The organism is Sphingopyxis sp. QXT-31 (genome assembly GCF_001984035.1).
Classification (GTDB): Bacteria; Pseudomonadota; Alphaproteobacteria; order Sphingomonadales; family Sphingomonadaceae; genus Sphingopyxis.
Genome location: NZ_CP019449.1, coordinates 2,847,446 through 2,863,510, shown reverse-complemented (window position 1 = coordinate 2,863,510; position 16,065 = coordinate 2,847,446). Strand labels below are relative to the sequence as shown.

At 68.0% G+C, this 16,065-nt stretch carries 11 protein-coding genes; 3 read left to right on the top strand and 8 right to left on the bottom strand.

The window, feature by feature from the left end:
• Positions 1-3 precede the first annotated feature (3 nt).
• Complete coding sequence (locus BWQ93_RS13755; protein WP_077031042.1) at positions 4-183, bottom strand: hypothetical protein; 180 nt, start codon at positions 181-183, stop codon at positions 4-6.
• Positions 180-1,346: a PepSY-associated TM helix domain-containing protein gene (locus tag BWQ93_RS13750; RefSeq protein ID WP_077031041.1), complete on the bottom strand. Its 1,167-nt coding sequence runs from the start codon at positions 1,344-1,346 to the stop codon at positions 180-182. Before BWQ93_RS13750 ends, BWQ93_RS13755 begins: the two co-directional genes overlap by 4 nt.
• Before the next feature lie 236 nt (positions 1,347-1,582).
• Between BWQ93_RS13750 and BWQ93_RS13745 the strand changes: the two genes are divergently transcribed.
• Entirely contained in the window at positions 1,583-2,017 is a 435-nt protein-coding gene (locus BWQ93_RS13745) for a hemerythrin domain-containing protein (protein WP_198040390.1), read from the top strand.
• Positions 2,018-2,020: 3 nt separating this feature from the next.
• On the opposite strand, the gene BWQ93_RS13740 is transcribed toward BWQ93_RS13745, so the two are convergent.
• The 3 genes from BWQ93_RS13740 to BWQ93_RS13730 form a co-directional block, all read right to left on the bottom strand.
• Positions 2,021-3,655, bottom strand: coding sequence for a ShlB/FhaC/HecB family hemolysin secretion/activation protein (locus BWQ93_RS13740; RefSeq protein WP_077031040.1), 1,635 nt, complete (start codon positions 3,653-3,655; stop codon positions 2,021-2,023).
• A 9-nt stretch (positions 3,656-3,664) separates the two neighbouring features.
• Positions 3,665-4,591: a collagen-like protein gene (locus BWQ93_RS13735; RefSeq protein ID WP_077031039.1), complete on the bottom strand. Its 927-nt coding sequence runs from the start codon at positions 4,589-4,591 to the stop codon at positions 3,665-3,667.
• 242 nt (positions 4,592-4,833) lie between these two features.
• The gene (locus BWQ93_RS13730) at positions 4,834-7,776 is read right to left on the bottom strand and encodes a CHAT domain-containing protein (protein ID WP_077031038.1); all 2,943 of its coding nucleotides are present in this window, start codon (positions 7,774-7,776) and stop codon (positions 4,834-4,836) included.
• Between the two features lie 200 nt (positions 7,777-7,976).
• Between BWQ93_RS13730 and BWQ93_RS13725 the strand changes: the two genes are divergently transcribed.
• Positions 7,977-10,313, top strand: a complete 2,337-nt coding sequence (locus tag BWQ93_RS13725; protein WP_077031037.1) for a TonB-dependent receptor — start codon at positions 7,977-7,979, stop codon at positions 10,311-10,313.
• An 81-nt stretch (positions 10,314-10,394) separates the two neighbouring features.
• A complete protein-coding gene (locus BWQ93_RS13720) occupies positions 10,395-10,679 on the top strand; it encodes a DUF3297 family protein (RefSeq protein ID WP_077032415.1) in 285 nt (94 codons plus the stop codon).
• Positions 10,680-10,935: 256 nt separating this feature from the next.
• On the opposite strand, the gene BWQ93_RS13715 is transcribed toward BWQ93_RS13720, so the two are convergent.
• From BWQ93_RS13715 to BWQ93_RS13705, 3 genes are all read right to left on the bottom strand, one after another.
• A complete protein-coding gene (locus BWQ93_RS13715; RefSeq protein ID WP_083720892.1) occupies positions 10,936-11,469 on the bottom strand; it encodes a CHAP domain-containing protein in 534 nt (177 codons plus the stop codon).
• Positions 11,470-11,868: 399 nt separating this feature from the next.
• Entirely contained in the window at positions 11,869-14,223 is a 2,355-nt protein-coding gene (locus BWQ93_RS13710) for a putative bifunctional diguanylate cyclase/phosphodiesterase (RefSeq protein ID WP_083720890.1), read from the bottom strand.
• 86 nt (positions 14,224-14,309) lie between these two features.
• Positions 14,310-16,061, bottom strand: a complete 1,752-nt coding sequence (locus BWQ93_RS13705; RefSeq protein WP_077031035.1) for a fatty acyl-AMP ligase — start codon at positions 16,059-16,061, stop codon at positions 14,310-14,312.
• Positions 16,062-16,065 lie beyond the last annotated feature (4 nt).

Here is a 16,065-nt window from a genome sequence, read left to right as displayed (position 1 = left end):
AGATCAGGTGCGGCGGGCCTTCATCGCCCAGCCGACGGCGAGAATGGGAATGGCGAGCGCGGCCCAGGCCGCGCCGTCGCGCCAGTCGTCGCCGGTCAAGGCGACGACGAGCCCGGCGATGCTGACGAGCGCGAGCAGCAAGGGCATCGCGAAGATCGAACGGAGGCCGCGTCGCGTATTCATTCGGCGGGCACGATCGTGCCGCCGCTCTCGACCTCGCGGACGAGCGCGTCGGTGCCGCTGCGGCGCTTGCCGAGCCACAGATAGAGCCCGGAGCCGAGTATGATCGTCGTAAAGAGGGTGAGGATTGCCCACAGGATTTTCAGTGGCAGGCCGCCGTAATCGCCGAAATGCAGCGGCTGCGACAGCGCGAGCATCTTCGTATACCAGGGCATCGGTCGCGCGTCGGTGAAGGTGCCCGTTTCGGCGTCGACAAGCGCCGAAGTAAGCAGCCGTTCGGTGAGCGGCGTGCCGCCTTGGAAGAAGATGGCATAATGATGCTGGCTGCTGAAACCGCCGCCAGGGAAAGCGATGAATTGCGGATTATAGCCGGTCATCGATTCGCGGGCGGCGGCCATCGCCGCGTCGATCGAGCCGTAGCGGTCGGGGGTGACTGCGTCGTCGCCGGCATAGGCCTTGGTCATTTCAGCGAGCTCGGTACGCTGCCAATATTGGAAGATCGGGGTCGCGAGCGCGTTGATCACCCCGGTCGCGCCAACGACGGTCATCCACGCGAGCGCAACGATGCCGAGCAGGTTGTGATAGTCGAGCCATTTGAGGCGCGTACTGCGCGAGGTGCGCAGCGTGCCGAAATCGAGCTTCCGCATAAAGGGCGCGTAGAGCACGACGCCCGAGACGATCGCGATCACGAAGAACAGCCCCATCAGCCCCAGGAAGAGCATGCCGGGCAGACCGAGGAACATGTCGGTGTGGAGCTGGAGGATGAAGTGCATCACGCCATCCTCGTCGACCGCGCCGGTCTTTTCGCCGGTCGAGCGGTCGAGAAGCTGGATCGTCATGTCGCTGGCGGGCGAATCCGGCCGCGGTGCGGTGGTGATCGTCATCGACGGCTGGTCGTTGTCGAACGCCATGAACACCGGCACCTCGCCAGGGCGCGCCGCGAGTGCCTTCGCGAGCATCTCGTCAAGCGGGCGAAGCCCCGGCGCCTCGCCCGACGATCCGACGCCGGGCATGCCATAGGCGGGCGTCTCCTCGGTCAGCGCGTCGATCTCGTCGTGGAAGATCAGAGGCAGGCCGGTAAGGCACAGCATCAGCAGGAAGGCGGTGCAGACGATGCTCGTCCATTTGTGGATCAGGAACCACGTTCGGATGGTCGATCGTTGCATGGGAAAGCGCTCGCCTGCGATTATTGCGAAGGATTATCAATAGCGCGCCCTATGGCCGGATGAGAATATCCGCAAGTATTTTCGCGTGTCGCACCCGACTTTCGCGTTATCGGGCGATGGACGGCGGCGACGGGCCGCCACAAGGACCGATTAACCCTCTTTTCATGACGCGGGCTTAGGAGGGGAGAGGAGGGACCAGTCGACGATCGGCGGTCTCTATGCATATGGCGCAGGAAATGCAGCGATTGCGCGCCGAACATGCGGCGCTCGACACGCTGTCGCGCTTCCTGATGGCGCTCGTCGCCGAGCCCGATCCCCCGCGCGCGACCGAACTCGCCTCGGTGCGCGGCATGTTCCGCGACACGCTGGTGCGGCACCTGAAATGCGAGGATTGGGCACTATATCCCAGGCTGAAAGCCAGCGGCGATACCGAACTCGCGCGGCTGGCGCAGGATTTCATCTTCGAGATGGGGCATATCGCCGACGAGTTCATTGCCTATGACGCGCGCTGGCCGGCCGAGCGTGTCGCGGACGACTGGGCGAGCTTCTGCGCCGAGACCGAAGCGGTGCTCGACGCGATCGCGATGCGCATCGAGCGCGAGGAACGCGAGCTATATCCGGTGGCCGAACTTTACGACGAGCCCGCGCGCCGTCGCGCCGCGCGGCACTGATCCTCAGGGGCGGAGCGACAGCGTCCAGCTGAGGGCGACGCGCCAGCCCTGGTCGAAGCCGGGCACCGGCTGGTCCCACGCGTCGGCGACCTCGACCCCGATGCTCGCGCGCTCGGCGTAGGACAGGCGAACCCCGCCGCCCCAGCTGCCGAGGCTGAAATCGGTGCGCGGTTGCAGCGGCCGCGCGAGCAGGGTGACGTCGGCATAATCGGCGAAGCCATAGACTTCGCTCTTCGCGAAGCGGCCTTGTTTGAGCGGGCGCCAGGCGAGTTCGGCGAAGCTCGCGACGCCGCGGTCGCCGTTGACCAGCCCGTCGTCGAAGGCGCGGCCGAAGCTCGCGCCGCCGACGCTGAAACGCTGCGCCGCGGGGACGCGGTCGCCGGTCCAGCGCCCGGTCGAGGCGAGGCGGAGCACCGCCGCCTTGCCGAGCGCCTGATTGGCCTCGACCCCCGCGTCGAGCGCGGTGAAGCCCTCCTCGCCGACCGCGGGATCGACGCGCGCGCCGGCGAAGTCGAGCCCCTTGGCGAGCGCGAGCCGCGCGCCGAGGCTGGTGCGCTCCTCGGTCAGGCGAAAGGCGAGCGCGGCGTTCGCGGTCCAGGTCTTTTCGGCGGCGAGGGTCGAGCCGAAGAGCGCATTCTTCGAATCGAGCCAGTCGAGCCGCACCGTCGCGGTGAGGTTGCGCCGCTTGCCGCGCACCACCGGGTGGCTGACTGCGGCGCCCGCGCTCCACGCATCGCCGTCGACCGCGAGCCCCTTGGGCCGCGTGCGCAGCGCGGCGAGCGAGACTTCGGCGCGCGTGCCGCCGGCGCCGAGCGGGGTCGAATGCGCGAGCGAGGCGTAGAGAAAGGATTTGAGGTTCACCGCCGCGGCGCCGTTGATGCGCGTCTCGTCGCCGCTGCGCAGCAGGCTGTACCCCTTGGCATTGGCCTCGACGATGCCGTCGTCGACGAAGGGGCTGGTGCGCGTGGTGACGCCGAAGCCGATCGTCGGGCGTTTCGCGTCGACCTTGAGGTCGAGCGCTACCGCGCCGGGATCGGCGCCGAGCGACAGGCTGGGAGTGACGGTGACCCCGGGGATATCGCCGATATTGCCGAGCGCGCGCTCGAAGCGGCGCCGCGGCAGCGCCCCGGCGCCGGGCAGCGGCGCGGCCATTTTGGCGATCAGCGGTGCGGGGCCGCCCTTGTTCTCGCCGCTCAGCGTTACGCCGGCGATATAGCCCTCGGCCGAGGCGATGGTGACGATGCCGCCCGCGAGATTCTGTTCGGGGATGGCGAGGGTGAAGAGCGCGACGCTCGAGCGGTTATAGGCTCTGGTCATCGCGGCGGCGAGCTTCGCCAGATTGTCGGCCGACGCCGGCTTGCCGATGAATTTCTGCGCCGCCTTGGCGACATTGGCGGGCACGCCCGCGCCGACGAAGCGGATCTCGCGGATCGTCACGTCGGGCCGCGCGCCGAGCTCGACCTTGCCGGTAGCGAGCGGCGGCGCCTTGGGATCGGGGAGCGGGGCGCGGCGGTCGCTGGTCGGCGACAGCGGCGCACGGTCGCCGAGCGGGTTGGCGGCGGGCTGGGCCGCCTGCGTGGCGGTGGCGAGGGCCAGTGCCCCCGCGACCGCCGCACAGAAGCGATGCGAATACAGCATCGCGCGGGCTCAATTGCCCTTGGGCTTGCCGAGGCCGCCGAGCGCCCCGGTGACCGTGCCGGTGAGTCCGGTAACGACATTGGCGCCGCCGGCGTTGCTGCCGCCCGCGGGCGTGCCCTTGATCTCGCCGAGTTTGCCGGTGACCCCGGTGACGAGATTGCCGACGAGCGCGGTCGGCTGGCCCGCGCTGTTGCCGGTGCCGTGGCTGCCGAGCCCGCCGAGCAGCGAGCCATTGCCTTGGCCGAGCGTGACAAGCTGACCGTTGCTGCCGACCCCGACGGTGAGCAGCGAACCGGTCTTCTGGCCGGGCGAGAGGATGCTCGCGCCGATCAGTGGCGACGCGCCGGGCGAACCGACGACGGTCGCCTTGCCGATCGTCGCGGTAACCAGCTGCCCCGGCGCGGCGGCGAGGCCGTCGACCAGATATTGCTTGCCCTCGCCGGTCTGGACCAGGCTGACCCCGGTCGCCTTGACGACGCCGATGACGGTGCCAACCAGCGGGGTGCTGCCGGGCAGCTTGCCGTCGACCGCGCTCGCGAGGAGCAGGCCCTTGTCGGCGACGACATTGACCAGACTGCCCGACTTGATGAGCACGCCCGAGATGACCGGGTTGGTGGCCTTGGGGTCGCCGGTGTTGGCGAGCAGCCCGGTGCCCGCGAGGCCGCCGGGCCCGACGAGGCCGCCGACCGCGAGCGCGCCGGCATTGCCGAGGCTGAGGCCATTGGCGCCTGCCGGACCTGCGGGACCTTGCGGACCAGCGGGACCCGTCGCACCGGTCGGGCCGGCAGGGCCCGCTGGCCCGGCGACGCCGGTGGCGCCGCCGGGGCCGACGCCGCCGACGCGGTAATTACCCGAGGACTCGCAGGCCGCGAGCGCGAAGACCGCGGGGATGAGGATGAGATGGGACGCACGGAAAACAGGGCGAGATGCAGGCATCGAACTTCTCCTTCGAGCGTTTCGCCCCCCTTTCGCCGAAAGGCTTGACCTGAAGAATTAGTTCCTGTTTTTCATATGGTTAAATGTAGTTTACCACGGACGATAGCCATCGATTCGCACGCGCCGCGCGGCTTTGCGTACGCTATAAATATCGCCGCGATTAACGCTCTTTTTCTTGGTGGACCGGTGCAGGCTCGGGGTGTGCCGTGCCGCCTGTCCCAAGGCGGCACGGAATCGACCGATCAGCGGTCGCGGTTGGTCACCAGCGTGAAGGGCGCCCAGCTTGCGGGATGTGCCCAGTGCGGCGCCCAGCCCTCGACCGCGGTGCCGTCGGTGCGCTTGCCGGTGCGCACCGCCTCCATCGCCGCGGCGAGCGCCGTGGCGGGCGAGGCGCTGCGGTTCGCGAGCGCCTCGACGGTGAGCGCCGCGGTCGCATCGTCGGCCACGCGCCAGTGGCTCGCGAGAAGATTGTCGGCGCCCGCGTAGAGGAAACTGCGCGCGAGGCTCGACAGCGATTCGCCGCTCGCCCCCGCCTCGACCCCCGGGGTCGCGGTGTTGCACGCCGACAGCACGACCCAGCGCGCCGACAGCGATAGCGCCGCCGCCTCGCTCGCGGTGAGCAGCCCGTCGTCGGTCAGGCTCGCCTTGCCCGGCGGGGTCAGCACGAGGCCCGGTTCGGAGCCGGTGCCCATCTCGCCGGGCAGCAAGCCGTGGGTGGCGAACACCACCGAAATCGCGCGCGGCAGCTCGCGGTCGGCCTTGACCGCGCTCTCGGTGGCTTTCGGACCGAGGCGGACGCCGCCGCCGCGCGAGATCGCCGCCGACAATTTGGTGAGCTCGACGACGGTGCCGGGCAGCGGGTCGAGCCGGCGCAGCCGGTCGACCGACGCCATCGTCTTGTCGCCGTCGGCGAGCGTCAGCCCGGCGGCGCGCACGCCCACACCGCCGCGCTTGCGCAGCGGGGCGCCTTCGCCGCGCGCGGCGCCCTTGCCGCTGCCGGCGAGCGTCGGCGCACCATAGGCGACGAGTTCGGGGCGGCGCGACGCCGCGGCGGGCGGGTCGGCGCGCTGCGCGAGCGCGAGCGCGCTGACCGAGGGCAAGGTGACGAAGCGATAATGGCGCGCGAGCCAGTCGGTCGCGGCGAGATCGGCGACCGCGCCGCTTTCGGCGTCGCCCGCGGGCGGACTCGCGACGAGCGCGGCAAGCGGCAGCCCGGCGATCGGTCCGCTCGCGACGGTATAGATGCGCCCGCCCTCGGGCAGCGCGTCGGCGATAGGCGCGACCAGCTGCCGGTAAAGGCGGTACGCGGCGGCGCGGTCGTAGCGCGGATAGCGCTCGTCGACCGGGCTCGGCGCCCCGCGCTCCTGCGCTTCGAGCAGTGCATTATAGTCGGGAAGCGAACAGGTGTTCTCGTCGATCCGGCATTTGAGCCGCGCGACGTCGGCGGCGACAAGCGCCGCGCCCTCGTCGATGCGGTGCCAGCGCGCGGCGGTCTTCGAGATGGCGAAGGCATAATGATGGCCCTCCGAGGGGAGCAGCATCAGCACCGCCTCGTCGGGCTGGAGCAAGGCCTGCACCGCGGCAACGTCGATCGCCTTGGGGGTGACGAGCGTCGCATAGTCGGGGAATTCGGCGGCGATGCGCGCGTCGAGCGGGGCGAGCCGGTCGGCCGCGGCGTCGAGTTCGGCGCGCAGTGCGGCGGCCTTCGCCTCGTCTTTGCCGAGCGATTGCTCGCGGTAGCGCTGGTTCAGCGACACCACCGCCTGCGCGGTGTCCTGGCGCTGGCGCACCAGCTCGCCGAGCGGGCCGGTGCCGGCGAGGTCGCGCGCCGCGGCCTCGTTGATCGCATCGCCCGCGTCCGTCAGCGTCAGGTCCTGCGCCGCGAGGAAGGCGGGGTTCAGCGCGTCGGCCTCGCCACCCCGCGCCGCCCAGCCGGCGAAGAGCACCATGTCGAACGCGCCCGATTGCGGGTTGCGGCGGGTGCCGCGCGCGACCGCCTTGGCGAGCGCCGCGACAGCGGGATTGGCGTCGTTGCCCTTGAACCCGGCATCGCGCCGCTGGCGGAGTCGGTCGGCGGCATCGACCGCCGCGGCCAGCCCGTCGGCCTCGCGCCCCTTCACCTGCGCGCGGGCGCGCGCGAGCGTGGTGAGCAGGATGATCGTGTCGGTCTTGGTGTCGCGCCACTCGCCCTTTTCGGCCTCGAGCTGCAGCGGCAGCGCTTCTTCGAAATAGGGCAACGACTCTTCGGCCTTGCCCTGGCCGAGCAGCGCGAGCGCAAAATTATAGCGCGACTTCTGGGTGCCGATATCCTCGCGGCCGTTGAGCCGCTCGCCCTCGGTCGCGGCGATGCGGCCCGGTCCCTCGGCCGCCGCAAAGCGGCCCGAAATATTGCGGTAATAGCTGATCTGGTTGTTCGCGAACTGGCGCTGATGCTCGTTGTAGGCGGGGTCCTGCATCATCGTCATCAGCGCGTCGAAGGCGCGGTCCGATTCCTCGTCGCGGCGCACCAAAGTCAGCGCCTCGGCATAGCGCAGCTGCAATTCCCAATTGTCGGCGGTCGCCATCCCCGCCGCCGCCAGTTCGGCGAACGTATCGTCGAGCGCGCGCGCGACCTCGGCATAGCGACCCTCCTCGAGCAGCGAGCGGCCGTACATTTCGAGGTGAACGCGCGCGCCGAACGCCGGACCCGCGGCGAGCAGGCCATGTTCGGCGGCGCGGCGGTGGATCAGGCGGGCGTGCGGCAGGCGATCCTCATAGGGGATGCCCAGGCTCATCCAGTCGAGGAAGAAGAGTTCGCCCTCGACGTCCTTGGCCGCCGCGGCGCGCGCCGCATAGTCGCGCATCCGGTCGGTGACCCGACGATATTCGGCGTCGCCGGGTTCGCGGTCGCTGCGAAAATAGATCCACAGGCCGGTGTCGAGGCTGAACAGATTGTCTTTGGACATCTGGCCGCGATATTTGGCCGCAAGATCGACGAGGAGGAGGGCGGCCTCGACCTGTTCCGCGCCATCCAGCGCCTGGAAACGATCGACGGCCTCGCCGACGATCTTGTTCGCGGCATCGTCACAGAGCGGGTTCTTGTCCCCGGCGCAGACGGCCGGCGGTGGTTCGGCAGCGAAAGCGGGCAGGGCGGCCGAGGCCAGCAGCGCGGCGGAAAGGGCGAGGCTCGCCCGGCGTATCGTCATGACTGGACTTTCCGATACGCGACCCTGCGCCGCTTTTGCCAAGCTTTGCCGGGCCCCGCAAGGGCGCGGCGTTCGTGACAGTCGCTTTCGCCATCCTGTCATCATCGGGTCACGCCTGTGCCGCGGCGCAGCAATATCGCCTGCCTAAAGCCCCGGCGCGTCCCGACGTCATTTCGGCGCGGGCAAAGGGGACTCTCCAGATGACACAACATAAGAGCCACCGCCTGCGCGCGGGTGCCGCGCTGGTCGCATTGCTGGCCGCAACGCCGGCCTTCGCTGAGGAAGCCGCCGGAAGCGCCGCCGCGGCGGATGCCGGCGACGAGATCGTCGTGCTCGGCATCGGCGAGGCGCGCCAGGTCCAGGAACTGGGCGCTGCCGACATCGCGCTCGAGGTCGCGGGGATCAGCCCGCTCAAGGCCATCGACAAGCTGCCCGGGGTCAATTTCCAGTCGGCGGACCCGTTCGGCGCCTATGAATGGTCGTCGCGCATCTCGATCCGCGGTTTCAGCCAGAACCAGCTCGGCTTCACGCTCGACGGTATCCCCCTGGGCGACATGAGCTATGGCAACCACAACGGCCTGCACATCAGCCGCGCGATCATCAGCGAGAATGTCGGCCGCGTCGAAGTCGCGCAGGGCGCGGGCGCGCTCGGCGCCGCCTCGTCGAGCAACCTCGGCGGCACGATCGAATTTTTCTCGCGAGATCCGAAGCCCGACATGGGGGTCGAATTTTCGGGCACCTATGGCAGCGAAGAGACCAAGCGCGCCTATGTCCGCCTCGACAGCGGCGAGATCACGCCCGGCGGGCCGATGCTGACCGCCAGCTATGCGTGGCAGGACGCCGACAAGTGGAAGGGCGATGGCGTCCAGCGCCAGCATCAGGTCAACGCCCGCATCGTCCAGCCGGTGGGCGACGGCAAGCTCTTCGGCTTCGTCAACTATTCGGACCGCGCCGAGAACGACTATCAGGATCTCAGCGCCGAGATGGTGAACCGCCTCGGTTACGACTGGGACAATTTCGCCAAGGACTGGGACCTCGCGGTCCGCGTCGCGCAAATCTACCAGAACCAGGTGGCGCGCGCGGCGTTCAACGCCGGCGTCGCCAACGGCAGCCTGCCGCTGGGCTCGACCTTCACCGCGCCCTATGCCGGGGTGGGCGAGACCTTCCCCGCGCCGATCCTGACGGTCGACGACGCCTATTATGACGCGTCGGGGCTGCGCAAGGACTGGCTCGCGGGCGTCGGCGGCGAAGTGCCGGTCAGCGAGAACTGGACGCTGAAGGCGACCGGCTATTACCACAACAACAAGGGCCGCGGCCTGTGGTTCACGCCTTACGTGGTCACCCCGGGCGGCGCGCCGATCACGATCCGCACCACCGAATATGCCATCGAGCGCTTCGGCGTCGTCGCGTCGAGCGAAGTGAAGATCGGCGCGAACACCGTCGATTTCGGCCTGTGGTACGAGGACAATGATTTCAACCAGGCGCGGCGCTTCTATGGCCTCGCCAACACCGCGGGCGCGCCGAGCCGCGGCAGCCTGAAATTCCCCAAGGATCCGCTCGCGACCCAGTGGGAGTTCGATTTCAAGACCGAGACGCTGCAATATCATGTGCAGGACACGCTCGACCTCGGTGTGTTCCGCATCAATGCGGGCTGGAAGGGGCTGAAGGTCACCAACGAAGCGACCCCGGTGATCGCCGGGGGGCTCGCGTCGGGCCGCACGGTGGCGAAGGACTGGTTCCTGCCGCAGGCGGGGCTGCTCTATCGCCTGAACGACGACAATGAGGTCTTCGCGAGCTTCACCCAGAATATGCGCGCGTTCGAAAGCTCGGCGACCGGCGGGCCTTTCGCGACGACGCAGGCGGGCTTCGACGCGCTCGACCTGAAGCCCGAGACCTCGACCACCTACGAACTCGGCTTCCGCACCAAGTCGCCCGTCTTCCAGGGCGTGGTCGCGGGCTATTATGTCGACTTCAAGGACCGCATCATCGCCTTCGCCAATGGTTCGGGCATCCAGGGCAATCCCGCGATCCTGCAGAATGTCGGCGACGTGCGCTCGTGGGGCATCGAGGCCGCGGGCACCTTCCGCGTCACCCCCGAACTCTCGCTGTTCGGTTCCTACGCCTATAACGACGCCGAATATCAGGACGATGTCGTCAACGCCGCGAATGTCGTGATCGCGGCGACCGCGGGCAAGACGGTGGTCAACACGCCCAAGCATCTCGCCAAGGGCGAGGTGACCTGGGACAATGGCAATCTCTTCCTGCGCGGCGGCGTGAACTATACCTCGAAGCGCTATTATTCGTTCGAGAACGACGCCGAGGTCGGCGGTTTTGCGATCGTCGACGCCAGCATCGGCTATCGCTTCACCGAAGGCGCGCTCAACGGCCTGACGATCCAGGCGAATGCGACGAACCTGTTCGACAAGGAATATATCTCGACGATCGGCACCAACGGCTTCTCCAACCGCGGCGACAGCCAGACCTTGCTCGCCGGGGCGCCGCAGCAGTTCTTCGTGACGCTGAAGGGCGACTTCTGACGCGGCGCGAACCCGCTTCGCGATTGACGAGCATGGCGCGGCTCCCTAGGGCCGCGCCATCTTTTTATGGGAATTGCCATCATGACCGACACGCCCCCCGACCATCTGTCGACCAACCCGCGCTCGCCGCATTTCGACATGGACGTGCTCCAGCGCGGCATCGGCATCCGCTTCAAGGGCAAGGAGCGCACCGACGTCGAGGAATATTCGATCTCCGAAGGCTGGATCCGCGTCGCCGCGGGCAAGTCGAAGGACCGCTTCGGCCAGCCGATGACGATCAAGCTGTCGGGCGAAGTCGAGGCCTGGTTCGAGGACGTGGCCGAGGGTGATGGCGGCGAGGACGCCGGCGAGGCGTCGGAAGACTGAGGCGGCCGGGTAGGCTGCGGGCCTGCGCCGCGATGGCGGTGTGCATAGTTGCCCTCTAATCTCGTCATGCTGAACTCGTTTCAGCATCCATGGCCGAAGCTCTCGTCCGGCGCAGCGCCAAAGGAAACGGCAGGCAATGGATCCTGAAACAAGTTCAGGATGACGATGCTATAGATGTCGCATTTCGCCCGAGAGCCGACCGTCGGCTTTGCCGAATTGTCGGACGTATGGAATAGCGCCTGCGGCGCCAGGCAATTTACTGGCCGAGCGACGCGGCGATCAGTTCGAGGCCGTTGCCGGGCTGCCAGTCGCTCTTGGCCCACACCGGCGCTTCGAAGCTCGGCGCCTTGCGCGGCGTGCCGCTCGCATAGATGAAGCCCTGCACCGGATTGGGGCGAAGGCCGAGGTCGCCGATCGGGGCGTACCAGACGCGGACCGAGCTCCAGTCGCCGGCGGCGCTGACGTCGACGACGCGGACGTTGCGCTCGATCTGGCCGCGGCGGCCGTTGATCGGCGACCAGTTGGCATGGTCGATCAGGATTTCACGGTCGCCGACGATCTTCTTGACCACCGCGACATGGCCGATCGGCATGGCGCGGGTGCCGGCGAAGGCCATGACCGCGCCCTCGCGCGGTTCGTCGCCGCGCTCATATTGGCCCGCGGCCTGCGCCCACCAGGTCCCGGCGTTGCCGCGGATCTCGACGCCCGATTCGGCGCGCGCGAAGGGAACGCACTGGAGGTAGGAAGCGGCGGCGGCGGGGGTGGCGGTCAGCATCGTGGCAAGCAGCATGACGCATGCGACGATGGCTGCTGAAAAGCGGCTGGCTGACATGGAAAGCGACCCCCGTTTGGCTTGTCTTCAAGCGTTGGAGTGTCTCTGCCACGGCGGGCGGAACAAACCACCCGCCGCGCGACGAAGCGCATCTTTGGCGGGGTGAGCCGGGGAACCTTTTGAAAGGCCGCTCGATTCGTCGATGGGATGGCTCAACCCGCCGCGAACCGGCGATTCCTCCCTCTTGATGGAGAGGCAGCGAGACTTGCGAGCTTGCTCGCTAGTCGCAGCGGTGGAGGGTGTGGTCTCGGCCGGAAACGAGCGGTGCAAGGACGCGCCATCACCCTCATCCAACTTCGCCTAATCGCTTCGCGACAAGGCTGCGTATCCTTCTCCCAAGAAGGGAGAAGGAATAGATCAGGCGGCGGCGACGGCCTGTCCCGCGGGTGGGCGGAAGAGCGTGAGCACGTCGGCCGCGGGCATCGGGCGACCGTAATAATAGCCCTGGATATTGCTGCAGCCGAGGCTGCGAATCGTCTCGACCTCGACTTCGCTCTCGGCGCCTTCGGCGGTCGTCGACATGCCGAGGCTGTCGGCGAGTGCCACCACGGCGCGGATGATCGCGATCGATTCGGTGACCCCCTTCGCGGCGCCGACGACGAAGCTGCGGTCGACCTTGATCGTCGAGAATTGCGTTTTCCTAAGATAGCCGAGCGAAGAATAGCCGGTGCCGAAATCGTCGAGGCTGAGTCGGATGCCGAGGCTGATCAGCTGGTCGAGCAGTTGCGCCGCGCCGCCGCCGTCGCGCAGGAACACGCTTTCGGTGACCTCGATCTCCAGCCGCTGCGGCGGCAGCCCGCTCTGCGCGAGCGCCGAGACGACGACCGAGGCAAAGGCCGGATCGGTGAGCTGTTCGGCCGAGACATTGACCGCCACCTTGAGGTTCGAGGGCCATTTCATCGCCTCGTGGCACGCGGTGCGCAGCACCCATTCGCCGATCGGCGAGATGAGGCGGCTGTCCTCGGCGAGCGGAATGAAGCGGCCCGGCGAGACGTTGCCGAGCGTCTGGTTGTTCCAGCGGATCAGCGCCTCGAACCCGTTGAGCGTGCCGTCCGCGGCGGTGACGACGGGCTGGTAATAGAGTTCGAACTCGCGGCGATCGAGCGCGCCGCGCAGCTCCTGTTCCATCACGCGCCGTTCTTCGGCCTGGGCATGCAAGGATGCGACATAGCCGGCGACGACGTTGCCGCCCTTGTCCTTCGACTTGTAGAGCGCGAGGTCGGCGTTGCGCGTCAGCGTCTCGACCGTCGCGCCGTCCTGCGGGCCCATCGCATAACCGATGCTGGCGCCTACGAACAATTGATGATTATCGACGACATAGGGCCGGCTGAGGGTCGCGATGATGCGGCGCGCCAGCCCCTCCGCCTCTTGCGCCGACGGCAAATTGTGGAGCACGACGCCGAACTCGTCGCCGCCGAGCCGCCCGCAGGTCATGCTGTGCTCCATCATGCTGCGCAGCCGCGCGGCGACCTGCGCGAGCAATTTGTCGCCGACCGGGTGGCCGAGCGTGTCGTTCACTGCCTTGAAGCGGTCGAGGTCGATCATCAGCAGCGCGCAGCGCGTCTTGGCCTCGATCGCATGGGTCAGCGCGCGTTCGAGATCCTCGTTCAGGCTGAGGCGGTTGGGCAGGCCGGTGAGATTGTCGAAGCGCGCCATCTTGGCGATCTGCTCGGCCGAGGCGCGCTGTTCGGTGACGTCGGATCCGACGCCGCGGAAGCCGAGGAACTTGCCCGCCTCGTCGAGACGCGGCGAGGCCGACAGTTCCCACCAGCGCGGGGAGCCGTCGATTGTCACCGGAACGATGAGGTTCGAGAAGCTCTCGCGCCGCTTCATCCGTTCGGCCATGTCGTGCAGGCTCTTGGGGAAATTGCCCGTCTCCCACGCATCGCCCGACAAGGCCTGGAGCAGAGGGGTCCCCTCGAGCTGGTCCGCAGGCGAGCCGACCGCGAAGGCGAGTCGTGGCGTCACATGGATAAGGCGGCGGGCGTTGTCGGTCTGCCACAGCCAGTCGGCCGAGGTTTCCTCGAACTCGCGCAGCAGCAGGCTGACCGTCTCGGTCTTTTCGTGCAGCACTTCCTCGGCGCGGCGGAAGCGGACGTGGCTCTGCGCGAAGCGGATGCAGAAGCCCGAGAGCAAGGCGCCCGCGGCCACCGCGATCCCCGCCTGCGCCGGGGCGCCGGCGACGACCAGTGCCGCCGCCGCGGACAGGCTGACGGGGATGATGAACAGCAGGCACGCCATCGGCAGCGTGTGCGCGACGATCGCCAGTGTCAGCATCATCAGCAGCGCGACGCTCCACATTGACAGGATATGGTCGGGTGAGGGCGACAGGCCCTGCAGCCAGAAGGGCGCCGCCCAAACGATCGCCGAATAGGCGGCGTGGCGTTGGCAGAGCGCGAATTCCGCGGCAGCCGAGTGATGAAGTTCGCCGAGCGGTAGGCGCGAGACCATATGCCAAGACCACAGGGTGAAGAGGATAGCGGCGGCGGCCCAGCCGCCGACGATCGCGCCGGGTACCGTACTGAGCATCGCCAGCACCGCGACGATCGTCATGCCGAGCCCCATCAGCAGGCGCAGCTTGCCGCGCCCTTTGAGCGGCGCGAGCTGGAGTTGCCTGAGGTCGCCGATGTCCTGGTCGCGCGGGTTCAGCCCGAGTAGCGCAAGCACGGGAATATCGTCGGTCGGAATCGGATCGTTCGCCACCCTGGTCACCGACCCGGTTTAGCGAAATGAGGTTACCCGAAAGTAACTATGCACCCACCGCAAATCGCTTTTTCCGTCCCGCGATGGGAACGGAATCAGGCTGCAATTGCAAAGGGTTGGATTTCCCCGGCGAGATATTGTGCGCGCGCCTTCGACCGGCTCAACTTGCCCGAACTGGTGCGCGGCAGGGTGCGCGGCGGGATCAGCTCGATCAGGCAGTTCATACCGGTGATCGCGCGGACGCGGTCGCGGATCGTCTCGCGCAGCGCGGCGCGCTCGGCGTCGTCGCTGGTGCGGCACTGGACGAGCACCGCGGGGGTCTCCTCGCCGCCCGGCGCGGTGATCGCGAAAGCGGCGATGTCGCCCGACTTGAAGCCGGGCAGCTGCTCCACCGCCCACTCGATATCCTGCGGCCAGTGGTTCTTGCCGTTGATGATGATCATGTCCTTGGCGCGGCCGACGATATAGATGTAACCATCTGACAAATAACCCATATCGCCCGTGTCGAGCCAGCCGTCGACGAGGCAGGCGGCGGTCGCTTCGGGGTCGCGGTAATAGCCGGTCATCAGCGACGGGCCGCTGCACCACACCTTGCCGACGGTCTGGTCGGGCAGGCTGTTGCCGGCCTCGTCGCGGACCTCGATCAGCATGTCCCGCGCGGCTTTGCCGCAGTTGACGATCGCGCGATACCGGGTGGGGCGGCCGCTGTCGTTGGCGGCGCCCGACAGCTCGGTTTCCTCGACCAGTTCGACGACGATGCCCTCGCCCGGCGGCATGATGCTGACGGCGAGCGTCGCCTCGGCGAGGCCGTAGCTCGGCAGGAAGGCGCTCGCCTTGAAACCCGCGTCGGCGAAGGCATCGACGAAATGCTGCATCACGTCGGGGCGGATCATGTCGGCGCCATTGCCCGCGACGCGCCAGCGCGACAGGTCGAAACGGTCGGCGACATGCGTCTGGCTCGACACGCGGCGCGAACAGATATCGTAGCCGAAGGTCGGCGAATAGCTGAGCGTCGTGCCCGCGTTGCGGCTGATCAGGTCGAGCCAGGCGAGCGGGCGGCGGGCAAAATCCTCGGTCTTGAGGTAATCGACCGACACCTGGTTCGCGACCGGCGAGAGCAGGCAGCCGACGAGGCCCATGTCATGATACCAGGGCAGCCAGCTGATGCAGCGGTCGCTGTCCTGGACGTTCATGCCGTGCGAATGCGCGGCGAGATTGTTGAGCAGTGCGGCATGGGTCACCGCGACGCCGTGCGGGAAGCGCGTCGAGCCGCTGCTGTACTGGAGGTAGCAGGTCTCGTCCGACTTCTGTTCGGGCAACGCCACCTCGGTCGCGGGGCGCGCGGCAAATTCGTTCCAGTCCATCGGCGCGACATTCTGCTTCTCGGCCGCCTCGATCGCCATCGCGGCGATTTCGGGCGGGAAGAACAGCATCGTCGGATCGCAGCTGGTCAGCTGGACGACGAGCTGGCCGACATAGCTGTCGCGCCCGCCGAAGCTGGTCGGCAGCGGCAGCGGCACCGGCCAGGCGCCCGCGTAGATCGTGCCGAAGAAGAGCGCGGCGAATTCGGCGCCGGTCTCGGCGATCAGCGCGATGCGGTCGCCGGGCTTCACCCCCGCCGCGATCAGGCGCCAGGCGGTGGCGAGCGAATCGGTCTTGAGCTCGCTGTACGGATAGGGCCGCACCAGACGCCCACGCGGATCGTGGAAATTGAGCCCGCGGGTGCCGCTGGCGGCATAGTCGAGCGCTTCGCCGACGGTGGCGAAGTCCGAAAAACGGCGCGGCTGTGCGCATTCGGTCGGCGTCGGCACGAGCGCGTCCGCCGCGTCAATCTTTGTATCGTTCATAGGA